Annotated in this window: 6 protein-coding genes and 2 pseudogenes; 1 reads left to right on the top strand and 7 read right to left on the bottom strand. The window is 69.0% G+C overall.

The window, feature by feature from the left end; all coding sequences use genetic code 11:
• Positions 1-151: 151 nt before the first annotated feature.
• A pseudogene (locus QEG98_RS24520) lies at positions 152-1,417 on the bottom strand (amino acid adenylation domain-containing protein); the annotation flags it as partial.
• Positions 1,306-4,851 carry a condensation domain-containing protein gene (locus QEG98_RS24515; protein WP_316563044.1) on the bottom strand — a complete coding sequence of 1,182 codons (3,546 nt, stop codon included), beginning with the start codon at positions 4,849-4,851 and terminating at the stop codon, positions 1,306-1,308. The pseudogene QEG98_RS24520 and the gene QEG98_RS24515, both read right to left, overlap by 112 nt.
• A 140-nt stretch (positions 4,852-4,991) precedes the next feature.
• Between QEG98_RS24515 and QEG98_RS24510 the strand changes: the two genes are divergently transcribed.
• Positions 4,992-7,016, top strand: coding sequence for a RiPP maturation radical SAM C-methyltransferase (locus tag QEG98_RS24510; RefSeq protein ID WP_316563043.1), 2,025 nt, complete (start codon positions 4,992-4,994; stop codon positions 7,014-7,016).
• A gap of 1,493 nt (positions 7,017-8,509) precedes the next feature.
• Here the strand turns inward: QEG98_RS24510 and QEG98_RS24505 are convergent.
• The 5 genes and pseudogenes from QEG98_RS24505 to QEG98_RS24485 form a co-directional block, all read right to left on the bottom strand.
• Positions 8,510-9,190, bottom strand: a pseudogene (locus QEG98_RS24505) (M20/M25/M40 family metallo-hydrolase); the annotation flags it as partial.
• A gap of 310 nt (positions 9,191-9,500) precedes the next feature.
• Positions 9,501-14,048, bottom strand: a complete 4,548-nt coding sequence (locus tag QEG98_RS24500) for a non-ribosomal peptide synthetase (protein WP_316563042.1) — start codon at positions 14,046-14,048, stop codon at positions 9,501-9,503.
• Between the two features lie 13 nt (positions 14,049-14,061).
• A complete protein-coding gene (locus tag QEG98_RS24495) occupies positions 14,062-15,741 on the bottom strand; it encodes a PhpK family radical SAM P-methyltransferase (protein ID WP_090494197.1) in 1,680 nt (559 codons plus the stop codon).
• A gap of 132 nt (positions 15,742-15,873) precedes the next feature.
• Positions 15,874-22,020, bottom strand: coding sequence for a non-ribosomal peptide synthetase (locus QEG98_RS24490; protein WP_316563041.1), 6,147 nt, complete (start codon positions 22,018-22,020; stop codon positions 15,874-15,876).
• Positions 22,017-22,430: a phosphopantetheine-binding protein gene (locus tag QEG98_RS24485; protein WP_316563040.1), complete on the bottom strand. Its 414-nt coding sequence runs from the start codon at positions 22,428-22,430 to the stop codon at positions 22,017-22,019. Before QEG98_RS24485 ends, QEG98_RS24490 begins: the two co-directional genes overlap by 4 nt.
• Positions 22,431-22,435 lie beyond the last annotated feature (5 nt).

The raw sequence follows: 22,435 nt of genomic DNA, 5'->3' as shown, positions 1-22,435 counted from the left end.
GAGCGCGCAGGGCCGACGGCGCCACTCCCGGTGCGGCAACCGCGTACGCGATGAGCCGCGCCTCCTTTCCGGCGTTCTCCGCCTGGAGCAGGACGATGGCGTCGCGGACGCCTTCACAGGCTCGGAGCGCGGTTTCAATTTCACCCAGCTCCACGCGGAAGCCCCGGACCTTCACCTGCTCGTCGGCGCGGCCCAGGTACTCCAGCACGCCGTCCGCACGCATGCGGGCCAGATCGCCGGTGCGGTACATGCGGCTGCCCGGCGTGGTGGCGTGCGGGTCCGCCATGAAGCGCTCGGCGGTCAGCGCGGGATCGCGGAAGTAGCCTCGGGCCGTGCCCTCACCCGTCAACCACAGCTCCCCCACGCCGCCAGCCGGTACGGGCTCGAGCCGCCCATCGAGGACGTAGGCGCCCATCGTCCGCAGCGGTTGTCCGATGGGGACGTCGTCGAGCCCCGTCGTCGTCGCGGCCGACAGGTCGTGGCAGGTGGCGGACACCGTTGCTTCGGTCGGCCCGTAGACGTTGATCAGGTGAATGGACGGTGGCGCGTGGCGATGCCACTGCGTCACCCGGTCGGCGCGCACACGCTCTCCTGCGACGATCACGAAACGCAGCGACGCGGGGAGCGTGAGTCCCCTCTCGGCCATCGCGGCGACCACCGTGTGGAAGAAGGCGGTCGGCAGGTCCAGCAGCGTCACGGCCCACCGTTCACACCCGGCGAGGAAGCCCTCCACGGTGTCGAGCATCGCCGCGTCACGGAGGACGAGCGTGGCGCCAGTGCAGAGCGCGAGGAAGATCTCCTCCACGCTGGAGTCGAAACTGAGGGAGTTGAACTGGAGGACGCGATCCTCGGGGACGACGCCAAAGCGCACCCGCTCCGCTTGGACGAGGCTCGCGAGGGCGCGATGGGACACCATGACGCCCTTGGGGCGCCCGGTGGAGCCGGACGTATAGATGACGTAGGCGAGGTTCTCCGGCGTCACGGCGGAGGGTGGCGGCTCATGGCGTGTCTCGCCGGCCTCCACCGTCACCACGGTGACGCCCCGGCTGGCGAAGAAGTCCGCGTGGGATGCACGGGTGACGGCGATCCGCGCCTCCGAGTCCGCGACGACGTCCGCGCGCCGCGCGTTGCTGAACTCGGGGTCCAGCGGTACGTAGGCCCCGCCCGCCTTGAGAATCCCGAGCACCGCGACGAGCTGCTCGATCGAGCGTTCGAGGTAGAGCACCACCCGTGTGTCGGGTCCTACGCCCAGCTCGCGCAACCGCCAGGCCAGCGCGTTGGCCTGGGCGTCCAGTTGCCCATACGTCAGCGAGTCCTCTCCGGACAGGATGGCGGCCGTCTCCGGAGCGTGCCGCGCGCGCGCCTCGAACCAGTGTGAATGCAGGCGGGCGGTGGCGTCTCCTGCGCCCGCCCCCATGCGAGCAACCGCGCCCGGTCTTCCGCGGGGTCGAGTTGCAGCGCGGCCAGCGGCGCATCGGGCTGATTCACGGCGCTGCGCAGCAGCGACTCGTATCTCCGCAACAGCCGCTCGGCCGTCCCGGGCTCGAAGAGGTCCACGTTGTATTCGAGCGCCACATGGAAGCGCCCGTCGAGTTCAGCGATGGAGAGGGCGAGGTCGAGCTGGGCCGTTCCGAGCTCCAGCTCCAGGGACTCCATGGCCACGCCCGCGAGCGAGAGCCGCGCGCCGCCCGTGCCCTGAGCCAGGGCCGCCAGTCCTTTCTCGCTCCGCGGCGGAGATTGCTGGAAGGAGAAAATCGTCTGGAACAACGGGGAGCGGCTCGCCTGGCGCAAGGGGGCCAGACGCTCGACGAGGAGGCTGAACGGCATGGCCGCGTGCTCGAGCGCTTCATGGACGGTCCGGCTCGCTTGCGCCATCAACGCGCGGAACGAGAGCCCACCATCCAGTTCCAGCCGCAGCACCAACGGGTTGACGAAGTACCCGACCGTCTCCGCCAGCTCGGCGCCCTCGCGGCCCACGGTAGGCGCTCCCACCCAGAGCTCCCGCTGGCCATTGTGCCGGTACAGCAGCGCGGCATACGCCGCGAGCAAGGGCGCAAAGGGAGTTGCCATCTCGCGGCGAAAGAGCTCCTTCAGCCGCGCCGTGAGCGCCGCGTCCAGCACGCGCTCCCGTCTGCCGCCACGGTACGTCTGCACTGGTGGGCGGGGGTGATCCGCCAGGTGCTCGAGGACCGGCGGGGAGCCCGACAGCCGACGCCGCCAATACTCCCAGAGGCGCTGTCCGTGCGCTCCATCGAGCCGCTCCTGCTCCCAGCGCACGCCGTCCGCGTAGGAGGCCGCGGGGGCGGGGAGCACCGCCGCGACACCGTCCCGCTCCGCGGGGTAGAGCGCGGAGAGTTCCCGGGCAAGCTGTCCGAGCGACCAGAAGTCCGCGATCAGATGATGCGCCACCACCAGCAGCACCTGCTCGGTCTCGCTCCGCCGGTACAGCCGGAGCCGAAGCAGGGGGCCCCGCTGGAGCTCGAACGGGCGCGAGGCCTCTTCGCGGAGCCGGGCGCGCAGCGTGTCGTCACTCCAGGTGGAGGCGTCCTCGTAACGGAAGCCGGCTTCTCCGTCCGGGTGGACCCGCTGGAAGGGCGTCCCTTCCTGCGCGTGGAACGTGGTGCGCAGGCTGGGGTGGCGCTCGACGAGCCGGTGCACCGCGCGCCGGAGCAGTCCCTCGTCGAGCGGCTCCAAGACGCGGAGCGCCGCGGCGATGTGGTAGGCGGCGCTGTCGGGCGCGAGCTGGTGCATGAACCACAGCGCGCGTTGGCCGTGCGACAGCGGGAAGTCACCCACCTCCGCGCTGGCCGGGCGTTCGGGTTGCCACCGCTCTCCGGCTGCGCGCGCCGCTTCGACTCCAGCGGCGAGCTCCGCCAGGTTGCGGCTGCTCAGCAGGCGCGGCAACGGCACGATGACGCCCCATCGCAGCTGGATCCGGTGCTGGAGCTCCACGCTCGACAGCGAGTCCAGGACCAGCTCCTTCAGGTCCGCCGTGGCGGCAACTGGCAACGACAGAACCTGGGAGACCTCTTCCACGACTTCGCGCCACAGCGGCGAATCCCCGAAGCCGAGCGGCGCGTTCTCTGCCTCGGTGAGGGACCCTGTCGTTGCCGTATCCCGTGTGGCGTGTGCCAGGACCTGCAGCTCGTCCGCGAGGAACGCCGCGCGGCAAGCGTGCCGTTGAATCTTCCCGCTCGACGTCTTGGGCACCGAGCCGGGCTCGATCAGCACCACCGAGGAGGCCATCAACTCGTGGTGCTCGGCCACCGCTCTGCGAATCGCGCTGAGGACCTCGTCGAGGCTGCCTTCCACGCGCTGCGCGTTGACCTCGTAGACGATCACGAGCTGCTCGGTGCCATCCGCTTCCACGGAGAAGGCCGCGCCAGAGCCGGGGCGCACCGCCGGGTGGCATTTCTCGACCGTGAACTCGATGTCTTGGGGGAAGTGATTGAGCCCGCGGATGATGATGAGGTCCTTTGCGCGCCCGGTGACGAAGAGTTCACCGTCGCGGAGGAACCCAAGGTCACCCGTGCGGAGAAACGGGCCTTCCCCCGTGCCGCTCAGCCGGGCTTCGAAGGTCCGCCGGGTGGCCTCGGGTTGACCCCAATAACCACCGGCCACGCTCGAACCCGAGACCCAGATTTCGCCAATCTCCCCATCGCGCCGGAGCTCGAAGGTCTCCGGATCCACGACCGCCAACCTGCCGTCGATCACATTCCGCCCGGAGCCCACCAACGCGTGTGCCGCGGCGTGCCCGGCCTCCACCGGGATGGCCTGGCCCCGCTGGAGCGCCTGTCCGTCGAAGGACGCCACCTGGGGGGCTTGCCCCACCTCGGAGCCCGAGACGATCAGCGTCGCCTCGGCGAGCCCGTAGCAGGGATAGAACATTTCGCGGCGGAACCCGACCGGGCCGAACGCCTGCGTGAAGCGATCGAGGGTCTCGGGACGGATGGGCTCGGCGCCGTTGAAGGCCACGCGCCAACTGCTCAAATCCAGACCCTCGCGCTGCTCCGGACGGATTTTTCGCGCGCACAGCGCATACGCGAAGTCGGGTCCTCCGCTGGTGGTGCCGCGGTACCGGGAGATGGCTTGCAGCCAGCGCAGGGGCTGCTGGAGGAAGTCCATCGGCGACATGAGCACGGCCGGGTAGCCCGTGTAGAGCGGCTGGAGGATGCCGCCGATGAGCCCCATGTCGTGGTAGGGCGGCAGCCAGATGATGGCCCGGCTTGTCGGGTCCTGCCGGAAGCACCGCCGGATTGCCTCCAGGTTGTGCAAGAGATTGCTGTGGGTGAGCGTTACTCCCTTGGGCAGGCTGGTCGAGCCGGAGGTGTACTGGAGGAAGGCGAGTGAGTCGCCGGAGAGCGGCGGCGGAGTCCACGCATCCGAGGCGCGATCGTCGACTTCATCCGTGACGATCCAGCGCAGTTGAGCCAGCTCGGGGGCGATTGGATAGAACTGGCGGAGCAGCTCCAGGTGCTCGCTCCGGATGAGGCCGGCGGCGGCCTGGGCGTCGGTGGCGATCGCCTGGAGCCGCAGGAGCGAGCGATCGTGCCGCGGCGGGTACACGGGGACCGCCACCATCCCGGCGTAGAGACAGCCGAAGAACGCGGCGATGTACTCCACCCCTGGCACATAGAGGAGCAGGATGCGGGTGCCCGGCGGCAGCTCCGCCAATCGGGACGCGATGGCCCGGGCGCGACGATCCAGCGCGGCGTATGTCAGCCGGTCCTCCTGCGTCTCGCCATCGACCAGGAAGGTGTAGAGGCCGAAGTCCGGCGCTCGTTGAGCTCGCTCGCGCAGAAGCTCCACCAGCGTGAGCGCGTGGGCAGGATTATCGCTGTGATGGCTCATTGGGCGTGCGGATTCTATGCCCAGTCTGGAGCCCGCCGCATCCCGGAGCGGAGCGGGCGGTGCGTTTGCCACAGGGCGTCTGGAGAGGAGTTTCGCGCTGCGGTAAAGTCTTTCCTCTCCCGTCTCCGCGTGGGTGCCTTTTGAGGATCTGTCTCATCGCGCTTCCCTGGTCTCTGTACCGCCATCCATCGGCCGCCCTGGGCGCGCTGAGCGCCTACCTGAAGCAGCAGGAGCCCACGCTCGAGGTGGTGTGCCGGTCTGACTTTCTCGACGCGGCGGCTGCGCTCGGTTTCGGCTGCTACGACCGGATCTCGCAGTCCTCTTACGATGTCGGCGAAATGTTGTACGCAGCGCTGTGTTTCCCGGAGAGGAAGGAGCAGGTGCGCGCCTTCTTCATCTCGCGGATGGAGGAGTCAGGTGCGCCGCTCACGGGATCGGGCAGCTTCCTCGACCCGGAGATTCACGGCGAGCGTCCTACCTGGTCGAGCGCGTTCGACGTCATCCAGGCCCGCCTGGAGGCGCACCTGGACCGCGTGGCGGAAGAGGTGGCCGGACGCTACCAGCTCGTCGGTTTGACGACTTGCTTCGGACAGCTCTTCGCGAACCTGGCGCTCAGCATGCGAATCAAGCGGCGCTCCGCCGGGACGCGGATTGTGCTCGGAGGTTCGACGGTTTCGGAGCGCGTCGGTCCCTCTCTCTTGAAGGAGCTCGACTGCTTCGACTACGTCATCCAGGGCGAGGGCGAGCAGCCGCTGCTGGCGTTGGCGCGCGGACTGGCCGCGGCAGAGGACGTCAGTGGCTTGAAGGGGCTCATCACGCGAGAGACCGCCAGCGTCCTGCCGCGCGGCGCGCCCTTCTGGGAGGTGTCCGACGTCAACAACCTGCCCATCCCAGATTACAGCGAGTACGCGGCCCGGGCGGAGGCGCTCAACTTCCTCTGGCTGATGACGGTGGAGGGCTCCCGGGGCTGTTGGTGGGATCGGGCGAAGCGGACCGGCAACCCCAAGGCGACGTGTCACTTCTGCAACCTGAACGTGCAATGGAGTGGCTACCGCGAGAAGGGGGCCGAGCGGCTCGTCTCGGAGGTGGTGGCCCTCAACGAGCGCTACCACAACAACGTTCTTTTCTTCCTAGACAACATCATCCGGCTCAAGGGCGTGGATGAGTTCGCGCAACGGCTCATCGATACCGGCAAGGACTGGGTCATCTTCTATGAGATGCGTGCCAACATCCGTCCCCACGAGCTGTTGATGTTGTGGCAGGCCGGTGTCCGGTTCGTCCAGTTCGGCATCGAGAGTCTCTCCGAGTCGTACTTGAAGCGGATTGGCAAGGGGACGTCGGTCATCACCAACCTTCAGGTGATGAAGATCTGCCATGAGCTGGGGATCTCGAACGGCGCGAATCTCCTCACCGACTTCCCTGGCGGGCGGCCAGAGGAAGTGGCGGAGACCTGCGAGACCATCCAGCGGTACGCGCTCGGCTACGAGCCGCTTTCGGCCAACCGTTTCTGGCTCGGACGCGGGGCCACCGTCCAGGTGCTGAGCCAGGAGTACGGGGTCCGCAACCTGCGCAACGCCGACTTCTACCGGGCCGGATTGCCCGAGGCGCTCTACGAGCGGCTGGACCTGCTCGATCTGTCCTATGACCAGGATGGCCCCGTGGCTGACTGGAGCCACGTCCGCGCGCTCTGCAAGCAGTGGGGGGCCGCTTACTCCGCCGCCCGCGCCAGCGAGTACCGGCACCTGCTGACGTACCTCGACAGCGGGCAGTCCATGCGCATCTTCGATGCGCGGACCGGCGTGCTCCGGACCAGCGTGTTCAAGGGCCTCGCGCGCGATGTCTACATGTACTGCGCGGAGATACGCCGCTGGGACGATCTCAACCAGGAGTTCATCGAGTCGGGCAGGGCCACCGCGCGGCAGATCGCGGAGCTCATCGAGGGGTGGAACCAGCAGGGCTTGCTCTACCGGGAAGGGCAGCGCTTGGAGGGGGGCCGGTTCCTCTCGCTGGCCCCCGCCTTCACGCCTGAGCTGGCGTCGCGGCGCATCCGTGCGGCCCACGCGGCGGAGTTGCAGCGGCGCGGCGCCAGGGCTGATGCGCCGAAGCCCCATCCCATGCTTCCTCGGGCGGGTGACCAGGCCCCACCCGTCCAGGTGAAGGCGTAGGCCGGGCGGGTCAGAGCCGGAGGGTGGCGTACGTGGAGACGCGCAGGTTCGCTGTCGTCCACGCGGGGAGCCGCGAACGCGCCTCTTCGAGCGGCGGCGTCCATTCCGCGAAGTAGGCTTGTACGTCCACCGGCACCTCCTCCTGGCCCCTCAGACGCAGCGAGACCTCGTAGTGCCCTCCTGGCGGTGCGAGCACGTCGAGGACATAGACCGAGTCGTCCGGCGCCAGCGGCGGGAGGGGGCCGGGAGCGACCATCCCGCGAGGGCGGCCCTCGGAATCCGCACCCGGCCGAGGTATGCCGCGCCCAGGTGGAGGCGCAGCCGCACGGTCCGGAGCGCGGTGGTTTCGTCGGCCTGTGATTCGAGCACCTCGACCTGGGGGCGGGCAGGTCCGCGGGCGGCACTGGCGCGGTGTAACCACCGCGAAAGCCCGGCATCCGCGCGGCCGTTTGGAGAGGCCCGGGCTGTCCGGAGAGCGCGGCGCGCGGGTCGGGAAAGTCCCAGCTCGAGTACTGCAGCTCACTGCGGCCCTCCTGAAGGCGGTGCTCCAGCCAGAGCCGCTTGGGCCGTTCGTCTGTGTAGGGGAAGCGCAGGAGCAGCACGGCCAGGAAGGCCATGCTCGCCGTGGCGAAGGCCGCGGCCGATGGGCCGAAGCGGGACTGCTCGTGGATGGGGGCAAGTCCGAGCACGGACGCCATGGCCACCGGCAGCGCCGCCAGCAGCGCCACGAGTGGATCGAGCGGTATCCCCAGCCGAAGGTGGCCCGCCACCGGGACGAAGAGCTCCAGCAGGGAGCGTCCCATCTGCACGGTCAGCAGCAAGCCCGGCACCCAGCTCGCATACAGGGCCATCATCCGAGCGCGAGGCGAGGCGAGGAAGGTGGCGGCGATGAGCCCGAGCGCGCCGCCTACGGTCCACCACAACGCCAGGTAGGCGGTGCCAAGCCCCAGGAGCTGCAACGCTCCGAGTGTCAGCACCCACAGCCAGAGCCCTCCGAGCCAGGCCGTGAACACGCGCTCCTGGGGCGCCACGCCCCGCGCAGCCAGCCTTCGCGCCCACAGCGCGCGGGGGAGCAGCGCCCCGGTGACCGCGAGCGTGCCGAAGGCCGCGACGGCCAGCCACGGCGAGGCGTACCAGCCATGTGGGCGTCCGAATGCGTAGTGGGGCAGGAATCCGAAGGCAACCGGCAACACCAGCGCCACCGCGAGCGAAAGCGTACAGAAGCCGAGCCCCTCGGCGGCCAGGGACAGGCGGACGAGTTTCCTCCGTGAGGCGAGGACGGTGGCGCCGGCCACCAGCAGCGCGGCGGCCGTGGCCCAGGCCCACGCAGCGTGGGCGCCGTACTGGAGCATCCAGCGCCCCAGCACGTCGTAGTAGATGGACGGGCCCGAGCCCTTCCCGTCCGGGAATGGCCGTGTGGCGAGCTCGCGTGTCACTGCCAGCGCGCTCTCGCCCATGTGCTGAAGGCTTCCGGGTTCTACCCGCTCGGGCCGATCCAACGGGGAGTGCACCGCATAGCCGTCCCGGAAGAGGGCGAGATCCAATCCGGAGATGCCCGCGCTGCGGTACACGTGGCCGTCGGTGCCCGCCGGAACCAGTCGGTGCTGGAAGAGGTCCTGGCCCAGCACGTCGCCGAACGGTTGGGGCACGGCCCGGGCATAGGCCTCCAGGAGCCAGGATGCGTCCGGCCCGGCCTGGAAGAGGATGGCCCGGCCGCCCAGCCCGGTGGCCTCGAGGTTCAGGAAGGTGCGGACCTGGCTCGCCCACCGGTGCTGCATGAAACCGGCCGCGCCGAGCAGGCCATACTCCTCGGCCCCATTGAGATTGAAGACGACCGTGTTCTCGAGCTCCGGTCCGTTCGCGAGTGCGCGCGCGACCTCAACCATCGCGGCGATGCCGAGCGCGTCGTCCGCTGCTCCGGTGCCTTCGGGGGAGGTGTCGTAATGGGCCGAGAGGAGCACCGCATCCGGCCTGCGTCCCGGCAAGCGGGCCACCACGTTCCGGACGGTGTAGGCAACGAGGGTGTCGTCATCGAGATAGACGCCCTCCGCCTCCTGAATCTCGACCTCGAAGCGCGGAAGCTCGCGCAGCACGCCGGCCAGGTAGGAGGCGGCCTCCTGGTGGGCAGGGGTGCCGGGGATGCGCCGGCCGATGCCATCTGCCAGGTGCCGCATGACGCGTTGGGCACGCGCTTCGGAGAACTCGGTGGACGGTGCGTCCGCGGTGCGGGGACGGGGTGTCCGGATCGCTTCGGCCTGGAGCGCGACGACCACCAGGGTGAGCCCCAATCCGAGCAGCCAGGGCCGAAGCGCGCCGTACCACGAGGAGGGGGAGGGAGGGGCCACGTCGTACCGTGCGAGAGGCGCCACCGGCGATGCGGCAGTGCCCACGCGAGATTAAGAGTTCACCGCGCCACCGGACAAGGAGGCTTCCGGCAACGCGTTCCGGAGGGCGCGGCCTCCGGAAGAGGTACATCACCCGGCGCTACTTCTTGAGCTTGCCCAGGAGCTTGTCCAACTTCGACTGGTCCAACCCGGCCAGTGGGAAGTCTGAAGGCGCGAGGACCTGTTGCTCGGGAACCCCGCGCTCCGCGAGCAACGTCCGGAGCGTGTCCAGGTACCGAGCGGAGAGCCGCTCCACGGTGGCGGTCTCATGCACGTCGGGGCTGAAGTACCAGGTGACATGGAGCTGCCCGTCCGCCACGCGGGCAATCACCGCCAGCTTGTGCTGGCGCGTGGGGGCCCGTTGCTCCGGGTGGTCCAGCACGGTGAACCACGGGCCCGCGAGGTGGTACTGCCCCACGTACCGGAAGAGCACTTCGGCCTGGGGCGCACGCGCGAGCCGGGCGCGAAGCTCCGCGTCGGGTGAGAGGTAGCGCAGCACTCCGTAGCCCAGGCCCCGGTTCGGGACGGACCGGAGCTGCTCCTTCACCGTCCGCACGGTGGCGCTGGGCCCCACCCGTTCCGGCGTGAGCCGCACCGGGTACAGCGAGGTGAGCCAGCCCACCGTTCGGGAGAGATCGACGTCCTCGAAGACGTCCTCGCGCCCGTGGCCTTCGATGTCCAGCAGCACTTCCGGATGACCCGTCCACTCGTGCAGGGTCCAGGCGAGGGTGGCGATCAGCAGCTCGCCAATCTCACACCGGTAGGCCTCGGGCAGCTCGTTGAGCAGGAGCCGGCTCTCATCAGACGACAGGGCGTGTGTGAGTTCCCGCTCCAGGCTCGTGGGAACCAGGGGCACCGGGCGCTCCACTGGAAGTGGCCGGGGTTGCTCCTTCTCCTGCGCGGTCCAGTGCGCGAGTTCCTCCCGCAGCCGGGGCGAGTCCGCGTAGCCCTGGAGGCGCTCGAGCCATGCGCGGACCGAGGTGGTCCTGGGCGGCAGCTTGCATTCGCCGCCTCCCCCGAGCTGCTCATAGGCGAGCTGGAGCTGTTCGAAGAGGACGCGCCAGGAAACGCCGTCCACCACGAGCCGGTGCGCGGCGATCATCAGCCGACTCGGGCGGTGGGGGCCCAATTCGAGCAGGGCGGTCGTCACCACGGGGCCCCCGTCCAACCGGAGCTTCGCCTGGAGTTCATGCCCGAGCGCTTGGAATCGCTCCTCGAGCAAGGCGTCAGGGACCGAAGCGAGGTCAAACCGAGTGAACGGCATCGGTGCGCCAGGCGGGGCCATGTGGGCTTCCCAGCCGGAGCCATTGCGTGTCACCCGGAGCCGGAGCACGTCGTGGTGGTTCAGCAGCGCGGTCAATGCCTGCTGGAGCCTGGACGGGTCCAGGGGTTGCCGCGCTTCGAGTGGTACGACAATGCCCCAGCCATCCAGGTCCGGTACTTCCTGCTCCAGGAACCAGCGCTGGATCTGGGTCAGCGGCAGGGGCCCGCTGAGCGGCCCTTCGTCGTCGGGAGAGGCAGGTGCCTGAGCCGCGACGCTGGCCAGCTCGGCGATGGTCTGGTGCTTGAAGAGCTGCCGCGGGGTCAGCTTGAGCCCCGCCTGGTCGGCTTTCGAAACGACGAGGATCCCCAGGATCGAGTCCCCGCCGACGCTGAAGAAGTTGTCGGTGACGGACACCTCCTTCAGGTTCAGGACCTGGCACCAGATGTCCGCCAGGGTGGCTTCCACGGGCGTCCGGGGGGCGACGAGTTGGCTGCGCTGCCTCCGCCGCGCCTCCTCCAGGGAGGGGAGGGCCTCGTGGTTGACCTTCCCATTCAGGGTGAGCGGCAGCTTCTTCAGGTGGACGTAGACGTTCGGGAGCACCTCCTCGATGAGCCGCTCCGCGAGGAAGGCCCGGAGTTGAGCGTGCTCCTGCTCCTGGCGCGAGACGTAGTAGGCGACGAGCACCTCGTTACCGTTCGTGTCCCGTTTCAGCATCATCACGCTGTCGCGCACCTGAGGGTGCTGATTGAGCGCGTGGCGCAGCTCGTTCAGCTCGATGCGGTAGCCGTGGTACTTCACCTGGTTGTCCGCCCGGCCGAGGTGCTCCAGGGTGCCGTCGGGCAGGTGGCGGGCGAGATCCCCTGTCCGGTACATCCTCGCACCGGGCGTGGCGCTGAAGGGATTGGGGAGGAACGACTGCGCGGTCAGGTCTGGGCGGTTCAGGTACCCCCGGGCGAGCGCGGCGCCACCGACGTAGAGTTCGCCCGACATTCCCACCGCGACGGGCCGCAGCCTCGCGTCGAGCACGTAGACCTGGGTGTTGTCGATGGGGCGCTCGAGCGGGAGGGTGTTGAGCGCGGCGACGGGCCGCGACGGGTCCAGCCGGAACGTCATCACGCCCACCGTCGTCTCCGTGGGCCCGTAGTGGTTGTAGATACGGCACCCGGGCGCCTGGGCTTGCAGTTCTTCGGCCCACGCGAGGGGCGTCGCCTCACCGCCCAGGATGAGCCGCTGCCGCGGGAGGAGCGCCCCTGCGGTGCCTGCGTTCGCGAGCGCGCGCAGGTGGCTGGGGACAATCTTGAGCACGTCAATCGGGTTGCGCTGGAGGTACTCCACGAAGGCCGCCGGATCCGACACGCGCTCGGCGGAGATGACGTGAAGGGTTCCGCCGAGGCAGAGCGCGGGGAAGATGACGGTATTGCCGAGGTCCGCCGAGAAGGTGGAGACGGTGGCGTAGGCCGCGCCTTCGGGCAGGTCCAGCCGCTCCATCACGCTCGCAACATAGTTGTGGAGTTGCCGGTGCTCGACGACGACACCCTTGGGACGGCCGGTAGAGCCGGAGGTGAAGAGGACGTACGCCGGGTGCTCCGGAAGGGCTCCACAGGGCGGGGCACGGGTGGGTTCCCCGGCGAACGTGGCCTCTTCGTCGAGGCACAGCACCTCGCGGCCCTCGGCCTCGGGGACGGTTTCGCGCAACCGTTTCTGGGTGAGGAGGACCTTCGCCTGGATGTCGTCGAGCAACCCGGTGAGCCGTTGCCGAGGTTGGCCTGGATCGAGCGGGACGTAGGCCGCGCCAGACTTCAGGACGGCCAGGATTCCCACCATGATTTCGAGCGAGCGGTTGAGGTACAGCCCCACACGCATCTCCGGACCCACGCCCCGGCGTCGGAGCGCGTGCGCCACCCGGTTGGCCCATGCGTCGAGCTGCGCGTAGGTGAGCGTGCACTCCTCGTAGACGAGCGCCACCCGGTCCGGATGGCGTAAGGCTTGTTTTTCCATCCAGGTGTGGACGCAGCGCGCCGGGTGCTCCCGGGCCGTGGCGTTGAAGTCCACCAGCAACCGTGCCCGCTCGCGTGGGCTCACCGCATCCAAGCCATCCAACCGCGCCCGCGGCGAGCCGGCTATCTGCTCCAGGAGCACTTCGAGTTGCCCAAGCACCTGTTCAGCGGCTGCGGGCGGGAAGAGGCTTCGATCGTACTGGAGTTCGAGCGTGAGCGTGGACCGCGTCCGTACGCAGCAGAGGCACAGCTTGGATTGATCCACGTAGGCGCGCGCCGATTCGAGTCGGAGCACCCCCGCGCCCGCGTGCGGCGTCTCCGGCAAGTCCTCCCAGCGGAAGCCGATGGCGGGGAAGTCCCGGCCGGGGACGCGCTCACCATCCGCGGCAGGCCAGACATAGTACCGTTGCCACTCCAGCGCCTCGCGCTGCGCCTGCTGGAGCTGGAGGGCCAGCTCGCCCAGCGGTTGGGCCGCGTCGAGGCGGACGCGGAGCGGCACCCAGCGGGAGAGGGGGCCGACCACTTCCGCCAGTTCCTCGTGCTCGCGTCCGTCGCTCTGAAGGCCCAGCACGAGGTCCGTCTGGCCGGTCAGCTTCCAGAGCTCCGCGCTCCAGGTGGCGAGCAGCAGGCCCTCAAGGGAGCACCCCAGCTCGCGCGCCGCCGCGTCGAGCCGCGACAGCCGCTCGCCGTTCAGCGTCAACTCGAGCGACGCCGGGTCGTATGCCTGCGCCGCGTTCGCGGGCCCCTCAAAGGGGAGTGTCACCGCCGCGCCTGCGGTGGTCCCGTGCTTCTCCCAGAAGATGGCCGCGGGGTGGTCTCGCTCCGTCAGCTCCTCGCGCAGCTCGTTCTGCCATTCAGAGAAAGAGAGGTGAGAGGCAGGCTCTCCGTCTTGCTCCGATTCCTGGGCTTGCCCTGCGATGTCTCGCTGCAGCTCCGCGCAGACGCGCCGCAGGGTGGCGGCGTCGGCGCACAGCGCTGGCGCCACCAGCCCCAGCAGGTGCTGCCCGGTGTCCAACGTCATCAGGCTCACGCGGAGGACGGGGCCGGTGCCGAGCTCGAAAGGGCGCTGGCCCATCTGTTGGAAGTGCGCGAGGGCGCGTTCCTCGCGCGTGGCGGCGGGGAAGGTGCGGAAGTCCACCCGGTCCCACGCCACCTCGCCGCTCGCCATCACCTCCTGCACGGGGGCGTCCAGTCCCGGCAGGCTCGGGAAGCGGGTTCGGAGCGGCTCATGTCGCGCGACGAGCCGCGCCACCGCGTGCTCGAGGGCACCGGGTTGGGGGGCGCCCTCGAGCCGCATCAACGCCTGGACCCGGAGCGTCTGGTGCTTGCCGTGCAACCGCCACAGACGAAGCTGCTGAGGAGAGAGCCGATACGCTTCGATGCTCAATTGCGAACTCCCATCATCTTCCGGCCAGCACCGCTTGGGAGGATGCGCCGCTCCATTGGCGCACCAGCGCTTCCATCTGTCCCACGTAGTCACGCTGCTGGACGCGCTTCGCCTCTGAAGAGACGGAGGCGATCTCCAGCGCAAGGAGCTGGTGGGCCAGCCGCATCAGCGCCTTGAACTGCTCGGTCTGGAGCCCCCGCCCGAGCAGGTAGGGGATGATCCAGAAGTCGAACGACCACTGAGGCAACCAGACGGAGTCCTTCACCGTGAGGAACATCCGGTCGATGTGGTCCATCGCCTCCAGGCTCTCCATGGTGTCGTGCCGCCAGATGAACCCCTGGCCGGTAATCCCATACTGCTGCCGCTTCGCATCCACGGCGGTACCGGGTTCGCAATACCAGAGCTGTGTGCGGTAGTAGTCCGGCCGGGTCTCCTGGATGAACGCGAGGGTCTCTTCGACCGTCTCTTCCGTCTCGCCGGGGAAGCCCAGGATGAATGACGCGAAGGTGAGGATGCCGTGGGCATGCAGCCGCTTCATGCCGCTCACGTATTTCTCTACCGTCGCGGCCTTGTTCATGTTGGCCAGGATTCGCGGCGAGCCGGATTCAATCCCAAGGAAGACGCCGCGGCACCCGCTCTGCGCCGCCAGGTCCACGGCCTCGTCGTCCGAGTTGCTGCACCGGAAATAGGAGAACCAGTTGAAGCCGTAGCGGCGCTCGATCAGCAACCGGCACAGTTCCTTGAAGCGCTTCAGCGGCACGTTGAACGTATCGTCAATGAAGACGACGTTCTGGGTGCCCAGCTCGGCCATCGCGTCCAGTTCGCGTGCCACCGCATCCATGCCCGCCAGGGTCAGGCTGCCGGCACGCATGGGATAGGCACAGAACGAGCAACTGTATGCACAGCTCCGGGCGGTGCGGGTCTGGAGTGTGGGGCCCAGGGGGTTCTCCGCCATGCCGCGCCAGTCGATGATGTTCTCGTCGAGGGAGTTGCTTTCTGCCTGCGGTGGGTTGATGCGGTAGCGCCCGGCGCGGACGGGCCCGCCCTCGGCGGGGTAGATGAGGTTGGGGACGTCGCCCAGCTCCTGGCCCGCCTTCAGCCGGTCGAGGACCCGCGAGAGCGTGAGTTCGCCCTGGCTCTCGACGACGTAGATGTCCGCGCCGAGGTCGTCGAGCACCACCGCGAGCTCATTCCCCTCGTAGCGCCGGTGATGGTTGGAAACCAGCGGACCGCCGACGATGATCCGGACGTCGGGGTTGTGCTGGCGGATGAACTGCACCATCTCGATGACGGGATCATTGAGGACGTAGAAGGTGGTGGTGATGGCCACCGCGCGAGGGTTTTGCGCGAGCAGCTCGGCCAGGCGCTCCTTCTCGTGCTGAAACAGGTTGAGGTACGTCACGTCGTGGCCGTGACGGCGCAGGAAGCTGCAGAGATAGACGGCCGCGAGGCTGGGGATGCCTCCAGAGCGGAACGCCGCGTGCGGCGTCCCCGAGGGGAGGGCGCGGCGGTACACGTGGTTCAGCAGGTCCACGTAGTTGAGCCGCTTGCCCTCGAGCTCGATGAAGCTGAACTTCAGATCCCGATAGGCTTCGGAGTCCTCGCCATAGCGCCGGATTCCGGCTTCGTACTCGTCGAACGGGGTCTCGTTGTACCCGATGACGATGCAATCGCGACGTGTCGACTCCGCCATGACCGCTCCCCTGTGCTTTGGCCCGCTGCTGCCGGATCCGCCTCGCCACGGTGAGCTGGGGCTGCTTCCGGGGTGGGCCGGGAGCGCTCCCCTCTACCGCTACCTGTGAATTGCGGATTTTGCGGAATTCTCTCAGACGCCGCTACCTGATTCAACCCGCGCTGGGGGCACCCACTCCTGGAGTCCCTCCATCAGCGCACACAGTCTCTGTCCGGGGGCCCCGAGGAGACGCTCGAGCACGTACTGCATCTGCGCCAGCGCACGGGTGGCTGTGTCCTCGTCAATCCGATCGCGCTGCCAGCCGAGCTCGAGCCTCAGCGGAGGGCCCGGGACTGCCACGAGTGACAGCGGGTAGGGCCAGCGATCGATGATTCGCATGGCCTCCACCGTGAACCCCGGCGCCGCGCGCTCCAGGACGAAGCGGATGGGGTAGTTCTCGAAGCGGAGGACGCTGTCGAACAAGGGGCTGTCGTCTGGCAGTCCGCTCCAACGCCTCAGCGTCGCAAGTGGAACGTGGCCGAACTGGCGTTGCTCGGCCTGTTGGGCTTGCAGCTGGGCCAGCCACTCGATGACGGGGGCGTCCGGTACCAGCCGGACCCGCGTGGGAAGCGTGTTGATCAAGTGGCCGACCATGTCCTCCACACCCGGGAGGTCCACGGGGCGCACGGCCGCGGTCACCCCGAAGACGACCTCCACGGCGCGGGGACCATTGGCCAGGACCAGTGCCCACGCGCCTTGGACCAGGGTGTTCAGCGTAAGCCGGTGGGTCCTCGCCAGTTCCTGGAGCGCCTTCGTGGTGGCCGGCGCCATCTCGAGCGTTCGTTCCGCATACCGCGCATGCTCCAGCGGGCGCTGCCCGTCGGCTGGGGCGTGAGAGGCCGCCGGTGGTACAGTCAAACCCGCCAACTCGCGTCGCCAGTATTCCTCCGCGCGCCAGGGCTGCTGGCGCTGCAACCAGGCGACGAGCTCCCGGAAGGGGGGCCGCGGCGGCAGCTCCATGGGGACACCGCGCGAGAGGCTTCCGTAGACCGTGAACACCTCTTCCAGCAGCAGGGACATGCTCCATCCGTCGAGCATGCCGTGGTGGCTGCTCCACACGAGGTGGCACGCCTGTGGCGCGAGCTGGATGAACGTGAGCCGTAGCAGCGGCGGCCGGTCTGGGCTGAAGCCGGTCTCGCGGTCCGCCTCGAGGAATTGCTCCAGCAGGGCGCGCGCCTCACTGTCCGTTCGCTCCGTCCAGTCGAGCCGCTCGACGGGGAGCGAGGGGGCGCGGTGGACGAACTGGTGGGGCTCCGCCATCGGCTCCAGGGCCACCGCGCCACGGAGCGCCGGGTGCCGCTCCAACACACGCTGGCAGGCCGCGACGAAGGCTTCCGGCGAGAAGGTGCCCACCACCCGGCACGAGAGCTGGGTGAAGTAAGCCCACGCCCCGGGGTGGGCTCGCGTGTGCTCGAACATCTCACGCTGGCCAAGCACGAGTGGATACACGTCTTCCGTGCCGGGCGCCTCCGCCAGCAGGCGCTCAAGAGACACCGGTGCCAGCCGTGCCAGCGGGAAACGGGCCACGCGCTCCCGGTGCCCGCCCGCGCGCGAGAGCGCGACGAGCTCCCGCAGGACCTGGAGGAAGCGCTCCGCGAGTCGGGCGATCGTCGAGGCGTGGTGGCGGGCCTCGCTGTAGGCCCAGCCGATCCTCAGCCGACCGGCGTGGATGAGTCCGTTGACCTCGAGCGCGTGGGTGCGCGGCGCCAGGGGGCTGACGGTCGGGCCAGGGGACTCTTCCGCGGGCTGAAAGAGGCCGTCGCCCGCGAACACCTGATCGAATTGCCCCAGGTAGTTGAACAGCACCTGCGCTTCGTCTGCGGGGGAGCCACTGGCGTCATCCTGGCGCAGGTAGCGCAGAACGCCGAAGTCGATGCCCTGGTTCGGGATGCGCTGGAGCTGGGCCTTCACGGACTCCAGCAACTCCGGGAGGTCGCCACCCGCGGGGGCTTCGAGCACGACAGGGAAGATGGAGGTGAACCACCCCACCGTGCGAGAGAGGTCAACGTCATCGAACAGCGGCTCCCGCCCGTGGCCCTCCATGTCCACGAGCCATCTTCGGCCCCCCGTCCAGTTCGCCAGCACGGAGGTGAGCGCGGTGAGCAGGACATCGTTCATCCCGCAGCGGAACGCCTCAGGCACCTCGCGGAGGAGCGCGGACGTCTCCTCCTCGCCGAGTTCCACGGCGTAGGTCCGGGCGTTCGCGGCGGTGTCGCTGGCGGCCGCTGCTCCGGGCAGGTCCTCCGGGAGCCTTGCCACGTTGGAGCGATCCATCCGCCGCCAGTAGTCGAAGGCGGGGGCGGCGGAGGCCGCGTACTCGCGCAGCCGTCTGGACCAGTGCTGGTACGAGGTGGTCTTCGCGGGCAGTTGGATTTCGCGTCCCTGGAGGAGGGACTGGTGCGCCGCCTGGAGATCCTCCAGCAAGACGCGCCAGGAGAAGCCGTCCACGGCCAGATGGTGGGCGAGGAGCAGCAGGCGCCCCGGCTTCCCGTGGCCGAGGTCGAACCACGCGGCCCGCAGCAACGGCCCCTGTTGGAGATCCAGGCTCGCTTGCAGGCTTGCCGCGGTGGCCTCCAGCTCGCGGCGCTGATGTTCCGGGGGCAAGCCGGAGAGATTGAACGTGCTCACGGCTGGCGCGCGCTCCAACTCGACGCAGTGCTGGGTCCAGCCATGCCCGGCTTCTTCAAAGCGCAGCCGGAGCGCGTCGTGATGGACCAGGAGCGCCTGGAGCGCTGGCTCGAGGAACTCCGGGCGGAAGGACGCGTGGGTTTCCAGCAACACGGCCTGGTTGAAGTGGTGGGGGGCAGGTTGGGGCTGCCGGAAGAACCAGCACTGGATTGGCGTGAGTGGGACGTCGCCCTTGACCAGTCCCTGCTCCGCGATGATGGCCCCACCGGTACCCGCCGCCGCAGCGAGTTCCTCGAACGTCTGGTGATCGAAGAGTTGCTTCGGGGTCAGGTGCAGGCCAGCCCGGTTCGCCCGGCCGATCAACTGCACGCCCAGGATGGAGTCGCCGCCGAGGTCGAAGAAGTTGTCGCGGATGCCGACCCGGTCCAGGCGCAGGAGTTCGGCACCGAGGGAGCACAGCAGGGCTTGCGCGCGGGTCCGCGGCGCGACGTACGCGTGCTGGGGCTCGCGTGCGAGCGCCTCTGGCGCGGGGAGCGCCCTGCGGTCCACCTTGCCGTTCGGTGACAGGGGCAGTGCGTCCAGTGGCACCACCACCGAGGGGACCATGTGCTCCGGGAGCTTCGCGCGAGCGAACTGGCGCAGTACCTCGGGCTCCACGTCCGCGCCTTCGCCCGGTACCACGTAGGCCACCAGCCGCTTGCTGCCCTCGATGTCCTCGCGCGCGACCACCACCACGTCGCGGACGCCGGGGGCCTGGCCGAGCACCCCCTCAATCTCGCCCAGCTCGATGCGATATCCTCGCACCTTGACCTGCTCGTCCCCGCGGCCGAGGAAGTCCAGCACTCCATCCGGGAAGCGGCGCACCCGATCCCCAGTCCGGTACAGTCTGGCGCCAGGGATGCCGCCGAACGGATCCGGCACGAAGCGCTCCGCGGTCAGCGCCGGCCGGTCGAGGTAGCCGCGGGCCACGCCGTCCCCGCCGATATAGAGCTCCCCGGGCACTCCCACCGGTACGAGGCGCAGGTGCTCGTCGAGCACGTAGAGCCGCGTGTTCGCGATCGGCCGGCCAATCGCGACTGTCCCCGTGCGGGCGTCATCTGGCGTTGCCTCGTGGACGCAGCAGCCCACCACCGTCTCGGTCGGCCCGTACTCATTGATGAGCCGCGTCCCTGGTGCGTGGCTCCTCCAGGGCTCCAGCGCTTCGGCGGTCAAGGTCTCCCCGCCAATGACGAGCGCTCGCGCCTGTCCGGCCAGCGCCGCCGCGTCGAGCTGCCGCGCGAGCAGCCTCAGGTGTGTCGGCGTCAGCTTGACCAGGCTGAAATCCGGCTTCGAGCGGAGTGCCTTGGCCAGTCCCTCCAGCCGGTCGTCCTCTGGGACCAGCGTCACCATCCTTCCTGCCACCAGCGGCGCGAGAAGGCTCGTCACCGTCAGGTCGAAGGAGATGGAGGAATGCACCGGAGCCCCTGAGCCCTCCGCCACGTGGTACGCGCCGGTGCACCAGCTCAGGTAGTTCACCACGCCCCGGTGTTCGATCATCGCCCCCTTCGGCGTGCCGGTGGAGCCGGAGGTGTAGAGGACATACGCCAGGTTCCGGGCGGTGACGGAGACCTCCAGATTCGACGTCGCCTCGCGCGCCAGTGGCTCCTGGTCTGCGTCCAGGCACAGCAGCTGCTCTCCCTGTGAGGGGAGCCTATCGGCGATTCGTTCGAGGGTGACCAGCACCGGAACGCGGGCATCCCGGAGCATGAAAGCGAGCCGCTCGGCGGGGTAGGTGGGGTCGAGCGGGAGGTACGCACCGCCCGCCTTGAGGATGCCGAACAGGCCCACCACCAGCTCCGGACCGCGATCGAGACACAGGCCGACCACCGTCTCGGGGCCAACGCCCATCGCCTGCAAGCGCCTGGCGAGCTGGTTCGCCCGCTCGTTCAGCTCGCGGTAGCGGAGCGCGAAGCCTTCGTGGAGGACCGCGAGGGACTCGGGCGTTCGGCGGACCTGCTCCTCGAAGAGCGCATGAACGCAGGCTGCGTGAGGGTACTCCGTCCGGGTGTCGTTCCAGACGGCGAGCAGTTGCTGCTCCTCGTCCGCGGACAGGAGCGGGAGCGCGGAGATGCGGCAGCCAGGGGCCGCCACCGCGCCCTCCAGGAGCCGCTGGTAGTGGGCCACCATCCGGCGAATGGTGCCTTCATCGAACAGCTCCGTGCTGTACTCCCACTTGCACTCCAGTCCCCGCGGCGTCTCCGCCACGAAGACGGTGAGGTCCAATTTCGCGGAGGACTGCTCCACCTCCACCGGCTGAATCGTGAGGCCGGGCAGCGACAGCTCCGAGAGCGCCACGTCCTGGAGCAGGAGCTTGACTTGAAAGATGGACGCATGGCCCCGGCTCCGCTCGGGATTGAGCACCTTGACCAGCTCCTCGAACGGCAGGTCCTGATGCGCGTACGCGTCCAGCGCCGTGGCGCGCACCTGTCCGAGCAGCTCCCGGAATGGAGGATCTCCTTCGAAGCGGGTGCGCAGCGCGAGCTGGTTGACGAAGAAGCCGATGAGCCCCTGGGTCTCGGCGCGGCTGCGATTGGCCACGTCCGTGCCCACGACGATGTCATCCTGTCCGGAATAGCGATGAAGGAGCGCTTGGAACGCCGCCATCAGCATCATGAACAGGGTCGCGCCTTCGCGCCGTGCCGATGCCCGGAGTGCCTCCGCCAGCTCCGTGGGAATGAGGGACCCCAGGCTGGCGCCCGCGCCACTCCACGCCGCCGGACGCGGCCGGTCTGATGGCAACGCCAGCACCTGCGGCGCGCCCGCGAGCTGCCGCCGCCAATACGAGAGCTGGCGTTCGAGCACCTCCCCCTGGAGCCAGTTGCGTTGCCAGAGCGCGAAGTCCGCGTACTGGATGGGCAACTCCGGTAGCGCGGGCCCGGTGCCGGGAGCCGCGGTGTAGAGCGCGGCCACCTCCCGCACGAGCACGGTCTCGGACCAACCGTCGGAGACAATGTGATGGAGCGTGAGCAGCAGAACGTGATCGTCCGGAGCGAGCCGCAGCAGGGTGGTCCGCACGAGCGGCCCCCGGGTCAGATCGAATGGCCGCGAAGACTCTTCCTGAGCCATCCTCGAGGCGATCGCCTCTCGGCCGTCAGGCGGATGTGCCTCCAGCGACACCACCGGGACAGGATGGGGGGCTGGCGGGACGATGATCTGAACTGGCTGGTCCTCGGCCATCTGGAAGGTGGTGCGCAGCGACTCGTGACGCCGCACGACCTCGGAGCAGGCGCGCTGGAATGCCTCCACGTCGAGCGGACCGCGCAGTCTGAGCGGCACCGCCATGTTGTACAGGGGACTGTCCGGCTCGAGCCGGTCGAGGAACCACAGCCGCTGCTGCGCGAACGACAGCGGAATCCGCGGGGGGCGCGGCGCGCTCGGGATGATGGCGTGGGTGGGGGTGGCCGCGTGGGCTTCTCGAAGGAAATCGATCAGCTCCGATTTGTGGGCGCGCAAGGAAGCGCGCAGCTCCTCGGTGAGCACGCCCTTGGGCGCGCTGCAACGGAGCTGCTCCTGCTCCAGCCACAGCCTCACGCCGCGCTGGCGCAGCCCCGTGACCAGCTCGAGGACCGTCACAACTCCACCTCTTCGCGCTCGGCGTCCTCCGGCTCGTCCTTGGGAGGGCCCGAGGTCGCCCAGCGGAGGGCTTCGATCTTCTCTGCCAGCCGGGCCACGGTGGTCAGCTCGAACAGGGTCCGCAGCGGCAGGTCGACTCCGAAGAGTTCGCGCAGCCGGGAGTGCGCGCGGACGGCGAGCAGCGAGTGACCGCCGAGCTCGAAGAAGTCATCCTCGACGCCGATCGACTGGCGCGACAGCACCTCTTGCCAGAGCGCCACGAGCCGCTCCTCCACATCGGAGCGGGGGGGCGCGGGCGGACGCGCTTCCTGGGCAGCGGCGGCGTCCGGTATGGGCAACGCCTTGCGGTCCACCTTCCCGTTGGCGTTCAGCGGCAACGCGGGCAATACGACGAAGACAGAGGGCATCATGTAGT

Origin of the sequence: Myxococcus sp. MxC21-1 (assembly GCF_032612255.1) — a bacterium.
Lineage (GTDB): Bacteria > Myxococcota > Myxococcia > Myxococcales > Myxococcaceae > Myxococcus > Myxococcus virescens.
The sequence above is the reverse complement of the archived record's forward strand: the minus strand, read 5'-3'. Positions and strand labels throughout refer to the sequence as shown.

Coding starts and splice junctions, on each gene's coding strand:
- QEG98_RS24515 (WP_316563044.1), bottom strand. CDS start 4,851: ATGAGCCATCACAGCGATAATCCTGCCCACGCGCTCACGCTGGTGGAG.
- QEG98_RS24495 (WP_090494197.1), bottom strand. CDS start 15,741: ATGGCGGAGTCGACACGTCGCGATTGCATCGTCATCGGGTACAACGAG.
- QEG98_RS24485 (WP_316563040.1), bottom strand. CDS start 22,430: ATGATGCCCTCTGTCTTCGTCGTATTGCCCGCGTTGCCGCTGAACGCC.